Genomic DNA, 19,220 nt, shown 5'->3' on the forward strand with positions numbered 1-19,220 from the left:
GCTATCTAAAAATTTATATCTAAAAATAATTTTAAGAGTACTATTGCTAGTATTGGTATGTGCTAGCGTAGTGTATTTTATCTTAAATGATATAAAAGGTATTGCTGTATTACTAGGAATCGTATTAATTTTACAAATAATTTCACTTGTCAATTTTCTAAACAGTACCAACCGTAAACTCATGTTTTTTTTTAATGCTATAGAAAACTCAGATTCTACCATTAGCTTTTCAGAAAACACAAATAACTCGGTAACAAATCAATTAAATGCGCATTTAAATAAGGTTAATAGAATTATTCAAGATGAAAAATTGCATACCCAAGCCCAAGAGCAGTATTACCAAACTTTATTAGCATATACCAATGTTGGCTTATTATCTATTAATGCCAAAGGGCATATTTTGTTTGCCAACGAAAGTGCAAAAAAATTGTTGAATTGCGATGTGCTTACACATATTCAACAGCTAAAAAAAATAGATAACAGCGTCTACAATTTAGTTAGTAAACTACAACCTTTTAAGCAACAGGTAATTTCTATAACGAACGAACGTGCAACAATTGAATTAAAAATTGAATCTAAACCTATAGAAGTTAACAATGTGTCTCTTTTATTAGTTAGTATTCAAAATATTTATAGCGAATTAGATACCAAACAAGTCGATTCTTGGATGGGATTAATAAAAGTAATGAGCCATGAAATTATGAATGCTTTGGCACCAATAACTTCTATTTCAGATAGTTTGTCTAAGGTCATTAAAACTGATAATGGTAAAATTCAATTGAACCAATTAAAAGAAAGTGATTTAGAAAAAGTAAAAAAAGGATTGGCTGTAATACAAGAACAAAGTTTAGGTTTAACCGATTTTGTTACAGGGTATCGTTCTTTAACAAAAATTCCTAAACCCGATAAAACACTTATAAAAGTGTCTGCATTATTCGAAAAAATAATCACGTTAGTAAGTAACGAAAAGGCACATAAAAACATATCTCTCGAAACTCAAATTACACCAACAAATTTAGAGTTTTTTGCAGACGAAAATCAGATTATGCAGGTCTTAGTCAATTTGATTAAGAATTCAATAGATGCATTAACCCATCATGCTAACGGAGTAATTAAACTACAAGCTATAAAAACAACTTCTGGAAATATAGAAATACAAGTTATAGATAATGGAACTGGAATATCAGAGAACAATCTTAAGCAAATCTTTATTCCGTTTTTTACAACCAAAGAAAAAGGTACAGGTATTGGTTTAAGTCTTTCTAAACATATTATGCAATTGCATCAAGGGCACTTAATGGTAAAATCTACACCTGACGTAGAAACTGTTTTTACATTGCTGTTTTAAAACAAGCCTTTTAGACTCTTTCAAGTTTAATAGGATACGCTTTATTTGCGTTCCATTGGCACACGTATAAATTTTCATCATTATCAACACACACATCGTGACAATGGCGAAAAATCGGTTTTTCTTGAACCATACGTTGTAGCTTTCCTTTTTTGTATTTTGGTTTTGTACCACCAGGGTTGGAAACTACTTTACCTTTATCATCCAAAATAGTAACGAAACCAGAACCTGGGCTTGTTTTTGTAGGATGAGTTTCCATACGCCTTGAAGCATCATAGTCAATTTCTGAAGACCAACATACACCTGAATACAAATTATCATTATGAATAACAGGGCGACAAACAAAGGCTCCAGGTAAGTCTATTTGCTCTATATACACGCCATCTAATGTAAAACGCTTAAAACAATTACTAGCTCTAGAGGTTATAAGCAATGTAGGTTCTCCTTTTCCTCTGTAATCTATACAAACACCATGTGCTGTTTGAAATTGGTTTTGCCCTGTCCCATTTCCTTCTCCAATTTTTCTAATAAACTCTCCGTCTTTTGTAAATTGAAGTATGTACTGCGACCCATAACCATCGGCTATGTAAATATCTCCATTAGGTCCAATGGCACTTTCGGTAGGTTTAAATTTATCCTTTTTATCGTAAGCTCCATATAGAGATGGGTGCCCTATAATCATTAATTCTTTTCCATCAGTTGTAGTTTTAATAAGTTCACCGCCTTTAGTATCAGCTATAAATAAAAAATCATCAGAGCCATCATTCCATAAAGATAATCCATGACCTCCTTTGTAACGCACTCCCCAAGCATCTAACAATTTACCTGATTTATCATATATTAAAACATTATTATGTGTGTCATCACCCACCATTATAAGCCTACCTTGAGAATCCATTACCATTTCATGACAATTTTTTACAGGGGTAACAGCCCTATCTAAATCTCCCCAAGATTTATGCACTTTATACTTAAAATCGCCATGACCAATGATATTATTATACATATCTGGTTTAGATTTTAATATGTTAAAATGAGGCACAACAGCCAAACCTAAACTTGCTTTTGCTGTTGTATTTATAAATGTTCTGCGGTTCATATTGGATTTTGTCATGACGGAATTAAATTTTAAGCGATGTTTTCTTTTGATGATTTCATAGGGTTTCCAAATAAATCTAATATTGGTTTTCCTTTACCATCTGGCGTTGTATAAAATGGTCTGCTTTCTATTTCGTAATGGGTTTCTGGATGAATACCTAAAGCATGGTAAACAGATTGATGTACTTGATCTATAACAACAGGGTTTTCTATAGAAGAGCAAGGTCTTTCATCGGCAGTTTTACCGTAAACCAATCCTTTTTTTACACCGCCTCCCCACATTAAAATAGAGCTTCCATCAGTAAAATGACGGTGCATCCCATAGTGTTTTTCTTTTCTTATAATATCGGGTTGATTTACTTGATTTTTAACAAGTTCTCCAGGTCTACCCTCCATAATAGCATCTCGACTAAACTCACTTGCCAAAATAATAAGTGTTCTATCTAAATGACCTGTTTCGTCTAAATCTTTAACAAGTTGAGCTATAGGTCTATCTATAAGCGCTTTCATCTTTTTAAGTCTTGTGTGTCCATTTTCGTGAGTATCCCACCCCAAAAACGGTTCGTATTCTGTAGACACACTAATAAATCGACCTCCATTCATGGCTAGTCGTTTTGCTAACAAACAGCCTAACCCAAAACGTCCTGTATTGTATGTATCATAAACTTCTTTTGGTTCTTCTGATAAATCAAAAACTTTAGCTTCGGGCGAATTTAATAAACGATACGACTGCTCCATAGAACGCATTAATGACTCTCGCTGGTAATCGCTACCCTGCTCCATCACCTCGCTCTTATTTGCTAGTTCTTTATATAATTTATAACGTGCTTCAAAACGTTTAAGCGACATGCCTTTTGGTGGGCGCACACTTTCTAAACCACTTGAAGGGTCTGGAATTAAAAAAGGCCCATATTCTGTACCTAAAAACCCTGCAGAGTGAAACGCCTTGAGCTCTTCAGACTCCCCCATTGTAAAGCGTTGCCCCATGGCAATAAAAGGCGGAATAACAGGGTTTGCAGGCCCTAACTCTTTAGCTATCCACGCTCCAATATGAGGTGCTTGTACAGATTGTGGTGGCTCATAACAAGTATGCCAATGATACTGGTGTCTGGTGTGTAAAATATGTCCTAAATCTGCAGATTTGTATGAACGAATTATAGCACCTTTATCCATTACACTCCCTATACCCTCTAATCCTTCAGAAAAATACAAATCATCAACTACAGTAGGTTTCTTAGGAAAAGTACTTAGCACCCTCTTGCTTTCTACGCCTTTTTCAAAAGGCACATAAGCTTTAGGGTCAAATGTCTCGGTATGTGCCATTCCTCCTGCCATCCAGAGTAAAATAACAGTATCTGCTGTAGATGCCATTTTTTGAACCTCAGGCGAACAAGAACTTAAAAAACTAAATCCTGGAATTGTAGTTGCAGCTGCTGATAAACTAGCAGCACTCATTTTTTTCAAAAAATCTCTACGTGACTTATTTGTATCCATTTTTTTATTTTTAGTTAATAAACTGAAATTCTGGCGACATTAAAACAGACCAAAACACATCTTGTAATTGTTCTTGTTTTGGGTGCTCTCCTAAAATATTCAGTATCATTGTTTTTTCTTCATTTGAAGGTTCTCTATTTAATGCCTTATTATATAAGTCTATAACGATAGTATCGCTATCATCTCCATATTTTTTTAACCATGATTGTGCTCCTTCTTCTAAAATCCCATTAAAAAACTCACCATTAGTAAGCTCTAAAGCCTGTAATAGCGTAGCTTGATCTTCTCTTGAGGTTGTAACAATTTCTCTACTAGGCCTTCCTAAAGCTTTCATAAATGAATGTTGTTTTACCAAACTAGCACGTGCAAATTTTTCGGTATGTGGTTTAAATGTAAAATCAAGTAGTTGTCCCCAATTTTTAAAATTTCCGGTACTATAATTTCTAACTTTTTTCCATGAACTATCATCATACGCAACCGCAACCCAATCGCCTTCTGGTAAATCACGAGAACTCACCCAAGATTTATCGGATTTTAAGAGTATACTTTTTCCATTTTCATAGTCTAACTTTAAAGCAAATAATATTCCAGCTGGATTTGCAATAGTTCCTCCATTTTCACCTATAATTGCTATGGAGTTTTTTCCTGCTTTTAGATAACTTGTAACATCAACTTTATCAACGACTTTCCAATTTTTATTTTGTAATATTTTTTTTCCATTAAGATAAAGTACATAAGAATTATCAACCGAAATTAAAACCTCTCCTTTTTTAATAGTTTCTTTTGAAACATTAAACGATTTTCTAAAATACCTTTTACCAGGTTCAGGTAGTACTACTCTTCCCAACTCTTCTTCTAGGTGCCATATACGTATGGCTTTAATATCATCTCCGTTAGGGTTAAATGCTGCTTGTGGGTATAAAGGCGCAATAATTTGACTTACAGCGTCCGAAAATTGTTCAGCACTTAATCGGCGTGTTACAGGACCCTTAAAGACATACTTCGTTTTTAAATCTTCCGCTTTTTTATAATTGACCATGGGTAATTGATAGACTTTAGAGGTCATGATTCTCCTAATTAAATGCTTTAAATCTGAACCCGAATCTATAAAATCTACTGATAACCAATCTAGTACCTCAGCGTCCCATGGCGCATTATCCATTTCATCTAAAGGCTCGACAATACCACGTCCCATTAATCGATCCCAAAACCTATTCGCAATGGTTCGGTAGAGTCTCCCATTATCTCTCTGCACCATCACCTCTGATAGTTTTAACAATCTATCCTTAACGGTTTCTCCTTCAACACTCCCTAATTCTGGATATAAAAAATTAGCCTTAGCCATTTTCCCTATGGGCTTATCACAGCGATTCAATTCCAATATGGAATCAGAAAATATAGTTGCAAAACCATAGGCTTGATCTAAAGTTAGATTACTAATAAAACTATTATGGCACGACGCACATTTTACATTAACACCCATTAAAGATTGCCCAATGTTTTGAGCTGCTTGCATCTCGGTTCTTTGACTAGCATTAACAACACCACGCCATTTTACACCCTTTATAAAACCTTCTGAACCTTTTATAGGGTTTACCAATTCAGTTACTATTTGGTCATAAGATTTATTTTTCATTAGCGAATTATACAGCCAATGTGTAATCTGTTTTTTTCCTCCTACGCTGTAGTAATCATTTCGTAACAAATCATTCCAAAAACTTAACCAATGTTGCGTGTAATTTTGATTATCATTTAGCAAAGTATCAACTAACGCTTCTCTTTTGTTTGGATTATTATCGTTTATAAAATTCTTAACTACGCTTGGTTCTGGTAATAACCCAACAGCATCCATGTAGGCACGTCTTATAAAAGCCCTATCGTCAATAACCTCTTGCCAATCAAGATTATTTTCATCAAAATAAATAGCTATTAATTTATCTATAGGATGTGAAATATCTTCAACCTTTGGTAATTCTGGCTTCACTAGGGCTAATGTTGCTTCTGGAAAAACTTTCACCGCTTTATCAGACCAATGTGCGCCTTCTTTAATCCATAGTTTTACAAGCGCTATCTCATCTGTAGTTAATAGTTTACCTTTTGTAGGCATTACCTTTTTATCATTAGCTGGAAGAATAATGCGCTTGTAAATTTCACTTTCTTCTGGCTTACCTGGTACAACTGCCAGTCCACTTTTGCCTCCTTTAAAAACACCTCGTTTAGTTTCAAGCACTAACTCGCCTTTTTGCTTGTTTTCACTATGACATTGGTAACATTTATGAGCAAAAAGCCCCCTTACTTCTAAGTTTAATTTATCTTTTTGTAATTCTGATAAAGAATCTGCTCCTTTAAGTTCAGATAGTAATGCTCCCGATTCTTTATTGCTATATCCCTCTTTACTACCCGGAAAAACGGATGTTAAATAATCTTCGCCATGAGTTAGGTTGGCTCCTAAATGTCCTGCTATGGTAAGTAAAACTACTGTTGCAAAGAGCATAAACCGATATGCTTTTAAATTTACAATGGTTTTTTTAAAACTATTTTTTAAAATTATGGCTGTAACTATTGCTAATACTGCTGTTGCTATACCTGTGTATTGATGATTATCTACTAAATCGCCAGTATACGCTTCTTGAGTTTTTAAGAACCAACCAAAGAGTGCTGAAAATACTGCAAATCCTGCACCTATATAAATCATCCAATTAATACCTTCTCTAAGTCCTTTTCGTTTACCTCCTATAGTTAATATCTCAAGTAGTAATGCAACTACCAAGAGACCTATTGGAAAGTGTACCAATAGTGGATGTAAGCGTCCTAAAAATTGTAGTACCCAATTTGTGTTTTCCATTTATTTTAAGCAAAAAGTAAGTTTATGAAATTTTAATAGTAAAGTTATTCTTTATGCAACTTAAAATTATCCTGTACTCTCATGCTTTAATGAACATAACACAAGATAGAACAGGATACCTGTTAAGAGTTTAATAAGTATTTTTAATCAGTTATTTAATAACCCAAACCACCATATTTTTTTATGATGATATACAAAATTCCATTAATAGGTAAAAGTGGACTCATTTTGCTTTTAGCCCTTTTAATGTCATGTTCTAGCAATTCTGAAAACGAATCAGAAAAAGAAGAAACCATGATAGAAGAACCAAAGGACGATAACTCGAATCCTACTCCTAACCAGATTTGTGATGACGTATCAGATTTTCCGAACCTAGGCCCTTCAGCGTCACAATCACAATCTTGTAATGATGTTTCAAACCCTAACAATCAAGGCACTTTAGATTGTAGAACAGATAATTCCGTTGGAGGTTTTGAAAATTTAGCTAATGATTGGGGAAGCTACAAAATTACTGGTGGAGAAATACGATATGATGGCACTAGAACTAGAGTAGAACGATTTTTTAAAACAATTTCGCAAGCAAACAATAAAAACACTATTCTAACTGGAACACTTAAAATTGTAGATTTAAGTGATGGAAATACATGTATTATCCAGTCCCACGCAGGTGGCAATATTTTAAAAGGGGAAGAATCTGGAAGCACAAACAGAAGTGCACAATTTTTACTTTATGCAAAGAAGTCCAGTAATAAAATACAGCTAGAAACACATGTAACCATTAATCCGTATACAACAGATACAGGTGGTGGCAGAGACGTAAAAAACTTTAAAACCCTAAATTACAATCAAGAATACACTTTTGTTTATGAAACAGGATACGATGCTAATGGTACTGCATTTTCAAAATTAATAGTTGGCGATACTGAAACCTATATTGAACATAATCACACCACCGAAAGAGTTTACACGAGATATGGCGCTTACGGCACAAGTGACACTGGCGATGTAACTGCACACATAGAATTTAAAGAAGTTAATTTATGCAGGGAATAAAATATTAATTAACAACAATTTTATGAGTCGAAACACCCTGGTTAGTATTTAGTTGTAAAATGTAAATTCCTGTCTGATTATTATCAAAACGAATTTCTTTTGTTGATATAAAATCCCCTTTTTGAATTTCCACACCACTTATAGAATAAATTCTATATTGAGCTTCTTCTCCATGGGTTAGTTTTATGTTGAACACACCTTTATTAGGGTTTGGGTATATTCTAACTTCAGCATTTTTTGCGATTTGTGATGTAGATAATGATGCGTTAGATAATTCAATAATATTTATTGAAAATTTAGGTAATGTAATACTTTCACTGCTATCGCTAATTAAAGTTAACGGATCTACATCAATTCCCATAGCTCTTTCTTCATCCATAGTAGTAAATGAAATGGCTTTATGCACTGCAGTTTCAGTATAAGCTGCACCATCAATGTTCACATTAAATGGCACATCCAGATTACTAAGATTTACAACAAAAACTGAGGTTTCACCCTCTTTTGTTACCACTCTTGCGTTAACCGCTTTTACACCATCTACAAGGTTTGGAACTTGTACATCACTATCAATTAACGTAGTATTTTCAAGCGCTAAACGTATAATTTCATAAGCTGATCCAAAGAGTGTTTTTTCTAAAGGATATTTAATTCTTGGACGTTCTACTCCACTAGGAGAAATATATGTTTCCCAAACGTAATGTGAATTTAGTTTACCATTTACACTAAACCAATTGGCACGCTCAAAAACATCTTGATTTTGACTCATAAAAATATAACAATCTACCATTCCTAAAGCAGATACTGCATTTGGCCCACCAGATTTTACACCCCATTCGGTTAACCAAATGGGTTTATTAGGCGCTACTTGATGTGCATAATCATAAATAGAATTTCCTAAGTGCTTGCGCGCAGTAAGTGCTGTACCATAAGCTTCGTCGCTATTTGTTGAATCATCAGGATCTGAACCTACATAAGTGTGTACCGTTACCGCATCAAAATAAGTTAAGTCTTCAGTTAAATCTGCATTCCAATTAGGGTTTGCCCAATTGTCTCTTCGTAATAATGGTATAGAAACTCTTATGTTTGGGTCTTTCTTTTTGAGCGCTGCAGACATCGATTTTGCTCTAGCTATATAATCTTCCGTATTTGGAATGATGGAGCTTCTTTGACCTGGATAAAAATTTTCATTACCCATTTCTACAACTTTCACCTCAAAACCTCTAGCAATCAAATCATCATATCTTGCTATGGTTTCAGGACATCCATTATTAAAATCGGTACCGTCAGCACTCATGTTGAATGTCCACATCATATCAAACCCCTTACCTGTGGTTGATTTCCTGCTTGCATTTAAACTTGTGAGACCTTCTATTCCAACTTTAATATCAAGATTATCGAATATATTTATGTTAGCTAGTTTGTCTACTGTCTTTGTTCTGACAGTTTTATTTACGCCTTGTTCGTACTGAAAGCTCTCTGTTCCAAAAAGTCGAGTAACGTCACGACGCCAATCATACCAGTTAGCCCATAAACCATGTGGAAACCTTATGGTTATAGGCTTTAATTTGTTTATTAAATCTTTCTCTTTTGTGGTTGAAAAATGATGTGTATTTGTTCCAAGCAACAAATTGTTATATACTTCTGTTGATGTAGAATTAATATTAATAGTAGCCTCCATATTTGAAGGCAAGCTGAAAGGATAATTTTGAGCAAATACAAATGTTGTTATTAAAAGTACAACACAAAAACTAAGTAATTTCTTTAACATATCTTTTTCTAGTTCAATTAAATAAAAATAGTGTTATTAATAACTAAAACTATCCTGTACTGTATAGCTTAAGAATAAACTTACTTAAATAGAATTCCCAATACCCACTAATACAACAGATAAAAGAATAACTATAATTCCAGCTGTTATTGTCAGTTTTGTTTTTTTAGCAACACCTTTCCACTCTTTACGATAAATACCCCAAAGATTTGCGGTTAAAATAATAGTAGACATATGTAAAATCCAAGAACTTGCGCCACTGCCTAATTTACTTTCTCCCATACCATAAAAGAAGAATTGAAGGAACCATATAGTCCCAGCCAATGCAGAAAATATTAAATTGTTACGAATTGGTGTACTCTTATTTGTAAAATCTTTGTAAGATTTATTTTTAATACTTAATATGGTTGTCCAAACTAAATTGGTTAATAAACCTCCCCACAAAATAACAACAAAAGTTACATTGTTAGCAAACAAATGATCATAACCAGCCTCTACAGCTGCATCAGCTAAAGGTTTTCCAGACTCTATACCGAAACTAAAAAACGAGCTTAAAATTCCTGAAAGAACAGCAACAATTAAACCTTTCACAAGATTAAATTCTAAAACACTTTCCTTTTTTTCTTCATCAGAAAGTTCTTTCTCTTTCAACATACCTGCTCTTCCAGAAAGTCCAATACCAATAAGACAAACTAAAACACCCAGTAATACAACTTGACCACCTGAAGAGCCTAACATATCAGTAAAAGATACTTTTCCTTCTTCAGGGTTAAAGTTATAATATATTGAAGGTACAACAGCACCAAATGCCGCACAAAATCCAAGTACAACTGAATTACCTAAAGACATTCCTAAATAGCGAACGCCTAGTCCGTAAGTTAAGCCTCCTACGCCCCAAAGCAAACCCATCAAAAAAGTAAACCCTACAACAGTGCTTGAACCAGCAGAAATAATATCTAAAAACCCAGGAACCGTTAAATATGCTGCTAAAGGCGGCACTATTAACCACGACATTAAACCTCCAACCATCCAATAGCTTTCCCATGCCCATCCTTTAACTTTATTAAAGGGCATATAAAAACTTCCTGAGGCTATCCCTCCTAGTGAATGAAATATTACTCCTAATAATGCTTGCATATTTACTTTTTTAAAATTTGAAAATAACGCCTAAATTAAACTTTGAAGAACACTAAACTGTCCTGTTGTATCATGACAGAATTATCTGTTTGTATTTACTATGTATTTAGACAAAATATCTTTGTTTGCTTATTAATTCCTAATCTTAATAAATACTCTAGATTGGTTTAAATTTCATTAATTATTACTGACATTTATATAATCTGGATTTTTAGTTGTTGGAATTGGCGCATTGGTATCTTTCCACCAAGCCTTTAAAAGCGTTAATAATTCATCTGCTTTTTCAGGATTTACTTCTACTAGATTATTTCTTTCTCCAATATCTTCGGATAAATTATATAATTCAACTTCGTCATCTTCAAAGTAATAATGCAATTTCCAATCTCCTTTTCTTACCACAGAACCCGGACGCGTTCTAAACAAAGGATCACGATTTTCGTTATCGTTCACATTATAAGCTTGTAAATAAATAGGGAAATGCCAAAACAAAGGACGTTCTAAAACCTCTACTTCTTTTTCTAAAACTGGTGCTAAATTATTACCATCCAATTGAAGTGAGCTAGCATCAATACCAGCATATTGCAATACCGTTGGAAAAATATCTAAATTCGTTATCGGAATTTCACTCTTCGTATTCGGTTGAATCTTACTATTTAATACAAAGAAAAAAGGCTCTCTAATACCACCTTCATAATAGCTTCCTTTTCCTGCTCTTAATGGTTTTTGTTTCGTAATTCCATACAAACCGCCATTGTCTGAAGTAAACACAATGAGTGTATTCTCAAAAAGATCTCTTTCTTTTAATTTATTGATAAGTAGTCCTATGTTTCTATCTAGATTATCTACCATAGAAGCATATTCCGCGTTACCTTGACCTTCCCAAGGTGTTTTTTTCTCATATTTAGGAACAATACTGTCTATTGGCATTATAGGCACATGAACTGCATAAGGCGAATAGTTCAAATAAAATGGTTTATGAATTGTATCTACAAACTTTAAAGCATTTTCCATCACCAAATCAGTCAAATATTGGCTATTCCCTTTTTCTATCTTCACATTTTTATAGGGTGGATAATAGCTTTTAGGCAATCCATTATGACCTCCAGCAATATTTACATCAAATCCATATTCTAGAGGATTATCACTTAAATGCCACTTTCCTGCATGACAAGTTAGATATCCGTTTTCATGCAAAACCTCTGGTAAAATAAAATGCTTTGGTGATAAAGTATGCGTGTTTTTTATAGGGATTATTTTTCTATCTTCAGATTTACCTCTAGTTGATGGACTCACTGTATAAACCCCATGACGTGGTGCCCATTGCCCTGTCATTAAATTAGCTCTACTCGGCGCACAGTTGGAAGCAGATGAATAGCCATTTGTAAATACCATTCCTAAACTAGATAGGTAATCTATATTAGGAGTTTCATAGTATTCACTTCCCATAAAACCAACATCTTTCCAGCCCATATCATCAACGTTTATAATAATGATATTGGGAGCTATAGCATTTTTTTTTGTGTTACACGCAACACAGAGCAGCAGTAATATAAACAAGGGAAATATTCGCATTATTTTTTTAGTTTTTACAAATTTGTTAAAGATTATTAAAAATAGTTTCAAAATCAAATTCAATTGATTTTATTTAAAATACTATAATACTTTCTTTTTAGAAACCACAATTTTTACTGGCCCCAATAAACCAGATGGCAACAATTTTGAATCCTTATGCCAATGTTTAAAAGCGGCCAGTGTTTCACGCTCGGTTGGACGCTCAGTATTATTTAAAAGCCACTCTGGCCATTGTTTTATATGCGGTCCTTTCCGTTCATAATCTAGGGGTAATTGTTCGTCACCAATTAATCTATTTGGCCAAAGATTTGTAATTTTTATCTCAAGTGTATTGGTGCCTTTTATAACAGCGTCATCAATATTTATCCTGTATGGGGCTTTCCATAATATTCCTAGATTTCTTCCATTAAGAATCACCTCTGCAATTACCTTAACATTACTTAAATCTAATTCTAAAGAATAACATGATTTTATAAGTTTTGCAGGGATTTTAAACTCTTTTTTATAACTAGCTGTTCCAGAAAAATAACGAATAGCTTCTTCTGAAGCATCTGACCATGAAATCAAATTCTTAAAAGTTTTATCTAAAACAACTTTATCTTTTAGAGGAAAACTGACGTTCCAATTCCCTATCAATTCAATAGGTTCTGGAACTGATTTCACTTTTAACGTTTTGGCTTTTCCGTTTGAAGATTCATAGGTCATTTCACCAGCAAAGGGCGTAACCAAATTCAGTTTACCCTTATTATACACTAATTTTGGTTCTGATGTTGTTTGAGTCAATTTTAATAAACCGCCATTGGAAACCGTAACCATTCTCTCTTCATTATTAGTTGTGAAACTAACGCGTAAGGCATTCTTTGTCTTAATCTCTTGTCCTTCAAGAAAACCATCATTTACTGGAATTTCATATACTCCAGAAGCTACCATTGATTTTACTTTTTCCGTTACATCAAAAACTGGTTTGTTTGGGGGGATGCCATCAACGCCTCTAGCAAACTTTCCAAAGACAGCTTTTAAGACTATTAATTCCCCGCTGTTTGTAGCCTCTATTTCTAACCATTCTCTTTCCATGGCATTTTTTTCGAAAATCGCTTCTCCTATTTTATATTGAATGCGTAATTCTTTTTTGTAACCAGGGGCAGGATCTCCTATAGAAAGTTCTCTAGTCGCGTGTATATTTAATCCATTATTTTGAATCCTGTTTGCAACGACCTTCGTAACATCAACCAAACCATCAGGTAAAAATGTTCCAAATTCTGCTTTGATAATCTTCAAGTTTGAAAGGAGCGTTACCACTGGATTTTTCAACTTCATTTCAGCATTTACAATGTGTTGATCTGAATGTGTCGGATTTCTAAAAACCACAAACACAGAACCTTCTGGCTCAAACGCTATCGATACTGTTGTAGTCCCATCATCATTTTTCTGCCATATTGTGGCCTTAGTTATTTCTCCGGTTTCGGCATTCCAAAGCTCAGGTTGTTTTCCTGATACTCGAAAACGACAGGCTAACTCTCGACTTTCTTTTTTAGAATTTACTACAAAATAAATGTCGGTGTCTTCTGTTTTTCTGTGAATAAAATCTATGGATTCCTGACTTTCTTCTTCAATAAAAAAATCGGGAGGCAATGCTCCATTCTTCAAAACATCTACAATAGAATGCGTTTTTACGAGTCCTTTATCCCATAATCTATCGGCCATTTGCTTGACGCTTTCATCAAATTCAGAATTCTTTTTAAGACTTGGAGATTTGTTAGGTTTTGAGCCAATAACTAAAGCTCCATTTTCAGTCAGTTCTTCAATTTTAGCAAGCGTTTCTGGTGTCATCCATTCGTTTGAAGGTAACACTAAAGCTTGATATTTTTCACCAACCGATGTGCAAACTAAACCTTCCTCTACCGTTAATGCCTTTATCTTGTTAGACCCAATCACATCATAATCATATCCTAATTTTTTTATTTCTGGCATTAATAAGGCGTCATTGGGAGATGCTTCTCCTGTAAACACCAATACATCAGCTACTGATGTCCCTTGTTGTAATAAAAACTGACCTCTACTGATATAATCTACAAACGGTTTACTTTGGTTCCACCACGTATTTAAACGATTAAAGTCGGTTCCAAATACTTGTAATGTCAACCCAGGACCAACATCCCAAGGTTGATGTACATAACTATGAAATACAAAACGATTAATCCCTTGTGCCCATGCTAAATCTCCCATGGCTTTAAGTGTACTTGGATGCTGATCCCAACCTCCCATGCCAGTAAAAGACTCTGCCTCAGCAATCGGGTTTCCATTTAATTTGGCAATAGAGGCCACAAATTTAGGCGAGTCAAAAAAGGCAAGGCTTCCGCTCCAGAACTCAGACACAACCATATCTGCGGTTTCTCCAACTTGCATATTATCAAACGGTCCCCAATAAGGCTCAATAGAAAGCAACATGTTGTTTTTATGACTGAGTTCAGCAAAGCGTCCGTAATAATTTTCAGCGATTAAATCACCTATGGTACGACGGAAATCCCATAGAAACCGCTCGGTTTCTTCTCCACTCTCCACGTAATAACCAGCCAAAGCGAGCAAATATGAACGACAATCATAAGAACGCAGTCTTTTGAATGCTTCGCCGAAATTGGAAGTCCAGTTTGTTGTTCCAACTTCATAACTATCAATATGACATCTTTTAACAGTGGTACCAACAAGTGTGTCTAGCTTTTTTATTATGGGTTTAATACTACCATCCCAAAATACATCAACCGCTTGTTTATTCATTTTATCACATTCTAAACCACGACCTCCATCACTTGGAAAACGATTCATTTCACCTGTTGGCGTATGTCCAATTCTTAAAATAACCCAATCTCCTGTAGGTGCATTCCATTCTAAAAAACCATCACTGTTAAGCTTCGATGTTAAATCAATAATGTCTCCTTTTTTTACTACTGCCAAATCAGAAATAGGTTTATCATCAGGGTTTAAATGACTACGAACTTTATGAGAAAGGGTTTTTATTTCTAATTCATCAATACGGACATCACTCTTGGGTTTAGGAAAAGCCAGTATAGCAATATCTTTGTAGAATCCCAATTTGGTTTCAGGTTGTTCTAAGTTACCTTTAAATACTGTGGCTCCCTGATGTATCGTTTCTGTATAAACCAGTTCTTGCATGGCATATTCTGGGGTAATTGAAGGCCCTCCAGAGGAAGACCAACCAGCACCATTATGAAAACCTAGATCAAGCCCTAAACGTTGAGCTTCCAATCCTGCATAGTTAAAGAGTTCCAGCCACTCTGGACTTAAATAAGGTGCCACACCTTCAGGATTTCCCAAACTCACATTAAAAAGAATGGCACCTTGAATGCCTACATTTTTCATGGCTTCCAAATCGGCGGTTATTCCCTTTTTTGTTACATTTCCATTAATCCAAAACCAAATAGTTTGTGGCTTTGCTGAAGGTGGAGGGTTTTGAAAGTTCTGTTCCAATGACGTATTTTGAGCTTGAAAAGCTGAGGTAAACAAACTAAGCATTAACGCTACAAAAATGATTCTACTTATCATACTTCTAATTTTGTTATTGAGCATTTGATTACTCATCATATCTATATATTTTATTCAATATTTCTAGTTGACACCCATACTTTACCGAAAACACCTGATGACATGATGCCGTTGTTGGGCATTTTTTCAAGAGTATTTGCTAGCACCCAGGTGTCTCTTTTGTGTTGAGGTTTCTTGTTTTGCCACAACATTTGGTTCATCCAATTATTTGTAACATCAATTTCAAGTGTATTTGTACCTTGAACAACAGTGTTTTCAATAGAAATGCGATAAGGGGTTGTCCATAGTGTTCCTAATTCTTTCCCGTTGAGTCTGACGGTTGCTATAGTACCAATGTTTTCAAAGTTTAAAGCGATTGCCTTTTTTGATTCCTCCTCGGTTAATTCAAAAGAAGTGGTGTATGTTGCAGTTCCAGAGAAATATTTAATTTTTTCATCAGAAGAAGTAGTCCAGTCAAATAACGGCTGTTTTTCTAATGTAAAATCGGTTTCTAACCATTCATTTTTAAATTGAATATCCCATAATGCACTTAATTGTTTCAATGGTTTTTCGGCTTCGAAATTTTGTGCTACGGATAGATTTTTCTTTATTCCATGGCCTTGCTCTCTAAAAACAATAAAGTAGCTATCATTCACATTAAAACTTAAAGGAACAATAGTACGTTCTTCTTCATTACTATACATGGGTAATTTTCGAGATGTAGCATCAAGCGCAGACCAGAGTTCTGGACTTTTACCAGCAATTCTAAACGAAGCATCAAAAGTCACTTGGGTATCTCCTTGATTGGTTATAAAATAAATGTCTGCCCCCTTTAACTTACGATGTATCCATTTTACATTTAATGAATCAGGGAATATCAAATCTTCATAGACTTGATGTTTGTTTAAAATCTCATTAATATTTCCGTTGGCATACACATTTCCTTTGCCAAATTTATGGTGGAAAAAGTCTTTAGCCTTTGGTTGTCTCTCTCCCCATAATTCCTTAACCAGTTGCTGTACCTTAATATCACAATTTGGATAATTTTGAAAACTAGGAGATTTTTCAGGTGGCAGACCAATTAAGGTAGCACCTTGTTCAACCAAATCTTTAAGTTTTTTTAAAACTTTAGGGCGCATGGTATTCCAAGGAGGCAATACCAATGCGCCATAACTTGCGCCACTTTGCAAAACCAATCTACTGTTTTCTACTTTTGTCTGTTCTGTGATGATTTCAGCATTGATAAAATCATATTCATAACCAGCAGATAGATTTTGATCGACCCATCCTCTCATTTTAGGAGATTCCTCGCCAATATAAAAGCAAACATCGGCAACATGTTTACCTTGTTGCAACAGGAAATAATTTCTACGTTGATAAGTAATCCACTCTTTGCTTTGCGCAAACCAAGTGTTGTTTCGATTAAATTCCGTTCCAAACCAAGCATTCATACCAGGGAATTTGTCTTCATAAGGCTGATGAATATATACATGTAGAATACCTTGATTCACGCCTTGTGTATAACTCCAATCTCCTGATTTCTTTAACCTAACAGGGCTTACCGAAAAAGGGACTTCACGTGAAGTATAAGACTCTGCATAGACTCGGTTTTTACCATAAATATGACTCGCAGATGCGGCAAGTTTAGATTCGGGTCCTTGACGATGAATCCAGAATTCACCACCAATTTCATCGGCACGTCCACCATATTTTAGAAATTCAGAAGGAAAACCAAAATGCCCATAATTTTCAAGCCACATAGAAACACCATATTCTTCGCAAATATCTCTTAATCCGCCCACATATTCATCGGCAACCTTATCTGCTATTAACCGACGTATATCCCACAAAAAACGGTCCGATTCTTCGGCAGAATTGACTATGTTTCCCGTAAGTGTTGCCAACCAAGGTGTAGGGTCATAGCCATAGGTTTGTTCAAAGGATTCCTTCATATCATCTGTCCAGTTTTGTGGCCCCGTTTCATAACTATCTGCAATAACACGTTTTAGAGATTTGCGCTCTTCTGGTGTCATTGACTTAATCATTTTCCCCATATAAGCATCAAAGTGAGAACGCAATGCTTTTGTACTTAATTTATCTACTTCAAGGCCACGAGCATCAGGGGTTGCAGGTCGGTTAGTTTGCCCTGTAGGTGTCATGCCTATGCGCAATATTTTCCATTGCCCTGCAGGTGCATTATCCCATTTTAGCACCTTACCATCAAAATGTTCGGTTAAGTTTATAATTTTATCAGTGTTTAATACGTCTTGTTGCTCACTGTATTCCGGTGTTTTCCATTGAAACACATCCCATCCAGGAACCCCTCTATTGGCCATTTTATTGAGCCATTTTTCATTCCCATGTTCAATTTTATAATCTTCAGAAATATGTATTCCTGTCAATTCAAAATCAGCAGGCACTTTGTCCATTACAATTCTAAATTTTTGAGCTTCAATATGATTCAATGTCATAATCATATCTGCATCGGGTATAGGACCACGCCCAGGCAAACTAAAAGCACGATCAAAAAGCCTTTTCTTTACGGATTTGAATTTCCCATCTTCAAAGACTTGCACTTCAATATGCGATGTAAAGTGCATTTTTGTTGGGCTAACCGTTAGACTTCTTGCTGTGATAGGCCTATCAAATGAAACCTCTAAGATTAAAGGTTCTTGTCCATTATTACTGAAAGTGGTTACTGTGGATTTATTTTGATCTAGCAAGTTTTTCAATGCTGAAGCTTTACAGTTTAGAGCCTTGATTTTAGGTGTGGCCGATTGCTTTTGATGAATTGGGTACCCTAAAACCGATACGTCCTGAAAGAATTCTTTTGGCTTTTCTAGTGCTATCTCAATACTTTTATCGCCAGAAACAACGGTTTCAGAATACGTCAAGTAGCGCATAGCCTGTTCTTCTTTTACCCATGGGCCACCAGACTGACTCCACCCCGGTGAGTTGAAAAAACTAATATTCATCCCTAATCTCGTACCCTCACTTATCGCATGACGCATACAATCCCACCATTTATCGCTTAGTGAAGGCGTGTTCCCCATTGGTGTATCATAACTTAATCCATGTGGATTGGTTGAAGGAGGCATGTAAAATATATCCCCAATAAAAACCTCTCCGATACCAACGGCATTCATGGCTTCTAAATCTTTAGTAATGCCCTCTTTAGATATATGACCACTTAAAAAATACCAATATATTCCTGGTTTTGTTGAATCAGGTGGATTGATAAACTCCTCTTTTAAATTGGCATATTCTTGAGGCGTTATAGATGCTACTTCGTCTTTTTTACAAGAAGACATAGTCAAAACAAATAGCATTAGAATTGAAAAATATCGTTTCATAATCAAGATAAA

10 protein-coding genes are annotated in these 19,220 nt (G+C 34.9%); 2 read left to right on the plus strand and 8 right to left on the minus strand.

Translation table 11 applies throughout. The features are described from left to right. Nucleotides 1-181: 181 nt before the first annotated feature. Complete coding sequence (locus ABD939_RS01040; protein ID WP_345163435.1) at nucleotides 182-1,348, plus strand: sensor histidine kinase; 1,167 nt, start codon at nucleotides 182-184, stop codon at nucleotides 1,346-1,348. A gap of 10 nt (nucleotides 1,349-1,358) precedes the next feature. Here the strand turns inward: ABD939_RS01040 and ABD939_RS01045 are convergent, their stop codons facing one another. Genes ABD939_RS01045 through ABD939_RS01055 form a run of 3 tightly spaced genes read right to left on the minus strand, consistent with a single transcriptional unit; the run spans nucleotide 1,359 to nucleotide 6,785 of the window. After that, nucleotides 1,359-2,462 (minus strand): 6-bladed beta-propeller, encoded by a 1,104-nt coding sequence (locus tag ABD939_RS01045; RefSeq protein ID WP_345163438.1) that lies wholly within the window; start codon nucleotides 2,460-2,462, stop codon nucleotides 1,359-1,361. Nucleotides 2,463-2,476: 14 nt separating this feature from the next. Then, nucleotides 2,477-3,940 carry a DUF1501 domain-containing protein gene (locus ABD939_RS01050; protein ID WP_345163441.1) on the minus strand — a complete coding sequence of 488 codons (1,464 nt, stop codon included), beginning with the start codon at nucleotides 3,938-3,940 and terminating at the stop codon, nucleotides 2,477-2,479. Between the two features lie 10 nt (nucleotides 3,941-3,950). Then, nucleotides 3,951-6,785, minus strand: coding sequence for a DUF1549 domain-containing protein (locus tag ABD939_RS01055; protein ID WP_345163444.1), 2,835 nt, complete (start codon nucleotides 6,783-6,785; stop codon nucleotides 3,951-3,953). A gap of 183 nt (nucleotides 6,786-6,968) precedes the next feature. Here ABD939_RS01055 and ABD939_RS01060 point away from each other — a divergent pair, with 183 nt between their 5' ends. After that, complete coding sequence (locus ABD939_RS01060) at nucleotides 6,969-7,838, plus strand: hypothetical protein (protein ID WP_345163447.1); 870 nt, start codon at nucleotides 6,969-6,971, stop codon at nucleotides 7,836-7,838. A 4-nt stretch (nucleotides 7,839-7,842) separates the two neighbouring features. On the opposite strand, the gene ABD939_RS01065 is transcribed toward ABD939_RS01060, so the two are convergent. The 5 genes from ABD939_RS01065 to ABD939_RS01085 form a co-directional block, all read right to left on the minus strand. Further along, entirely contained in the window at nucleotides 7,843-9,606 is a 1,764-nt protein-coding gene (locus ABD939_RS01065) for a T9SS type A sorting domain-containing protein (protein ID WP_345163450.1), read from the minus strand. An 84-nt stretch (nucleotides 9,607-9,690) separates the two neighbouring features. Continuing rightward, nucleotides 9,691-10,743, minus strand: a complete 1,053-nt coding sequence (rhaT, locus tag ABD939_RS01070; protein ID WP_345163452.1) for an L-rhamnose/proton symporter RhaT — start codon at nucleotides 10,741-10,743, stop codon at nucleotides 9,691-9,693. A 177-nt stretch (nucleotides 10,744-10,920) separates the two neighbouring features. After that, a complete protein-coding gene (locus ABD939_RS01075; RefSeq protein ID WP_345163455.1) occupies nucleotides 10,921-12,315 on the minus strand; it encodes a sulfatase in 1,395 nt (464 codons plus the stop codon). An 81-nt stretch (nucleotides 12,316-12,396) separates the two neighbouring features. Continuing rightward, complete coding sequence (locus tag ABD939_RS01080) at nucleotides 12,397-15,876, minus strand: glycosyl hydrolase (protein ID WP_345163458.1); 3,480 nt, start codon at nucleotides 15,874-15,876, stop codon at nucleotides 12,397-12,399. A gap of 50 nt (nucleotides 15,877-15,926) precedes the next feature. Further along, complete coding sequence (locus ABD939_RS01085; protein WP_345163461.1) at nucleotides 15,927-19,208, minus strand: glycosyl hydrolase; 3,282 nt, start codon at nucleotides 19,206-19,208, stop codon at nucleotides 15,927-15,929. Between the last annotated feature and the right edge of the window lie 12 nt (nucleotides 19,209-19,220).

The sequence above is a fragment of the Algibacter aquimarinus genome, assembly GCF_039543265.1.
Classification (GTDB): Bacteria; Bacteroidota; Bacteroidia; order Flavobacteriales; family Flavobacteriaceae; genus Algibacter_B; species Algibacter_B aquimarinus.

Excerpts from the sequence above, each read along its gene's own strand:
- ABD939_RS01040 (WP_345163435.1), top strand. The coding sequence starts at position 182 with ATGTTTTTTTTTAATGCTATAGAAAACTCAGATTCTACCATTAGCTTT.
- ABD939_RS01045 (WP_345163438.1), bottom strand. The coding sequence starts at position 2,462 with ATGACAAAATCCAATATGAACCGCAGAACATTTATAAATACAACAGCA.
- ABD939_RS01050 (WP_345163441.1), bottom strand. The coding sequence starts at position 3,940 with ATGGATACAAATAAGTCACGTAGAGATTTTTTGAAAAAAATGAGTGCT.
- ABD939_RS01055 (WP_345163444.1), bottom strand. The coding sequence starts at position 6,785 with ATGGAAAACACAAATTGGGTACTACAATTTTTAGGACGCTTACATCCA.
- ABD939_RS01060 (WP_345163447.1), top strand. The coding sequence starts at position 6,969 with ATGATGATATACAAAATTCCATTAATAGGTAAAAGTGGACTCATTTTG.
- ABD939_RS01065 (WP_345163450.1), bottom strand. The coding sequence starts at position 9,606 with ATGTTAAAGAAATTACTTAGTTTTTGTGTTGTACTTTTAATAACAACA.
- rhaT (WP_345163452.1), bottom strand. The coding sequence starts at position 10,743 with ATGCAAGCATTATTAGGAGTAATATTTCATTCACTAGGAGGGATAGCC.
- ABD939_RS01075 (WP_345163455.1), bottom strand. The coding sequence starts at position 12,315 with ATGCGAATATTTCCCTTGTTTATATTACTGCTGCTCTGTGTTGCGTGT.
- ABD939_RS01080 (WP_345163458.1), bottom strand. The coding sequence starts at position 15,876 with ATGATAAGTAGAATCATTTTTGTAGCGTTAATGCTTAGTTTGTTTACC.
- ABD939_RS01085 (WP_345163461.1), bottom strand. The coding sequence starts at position 19,208 with ATGAAACGATATTTTTCAATTCTAATGCTATTTGTTTTGACTATGTCT.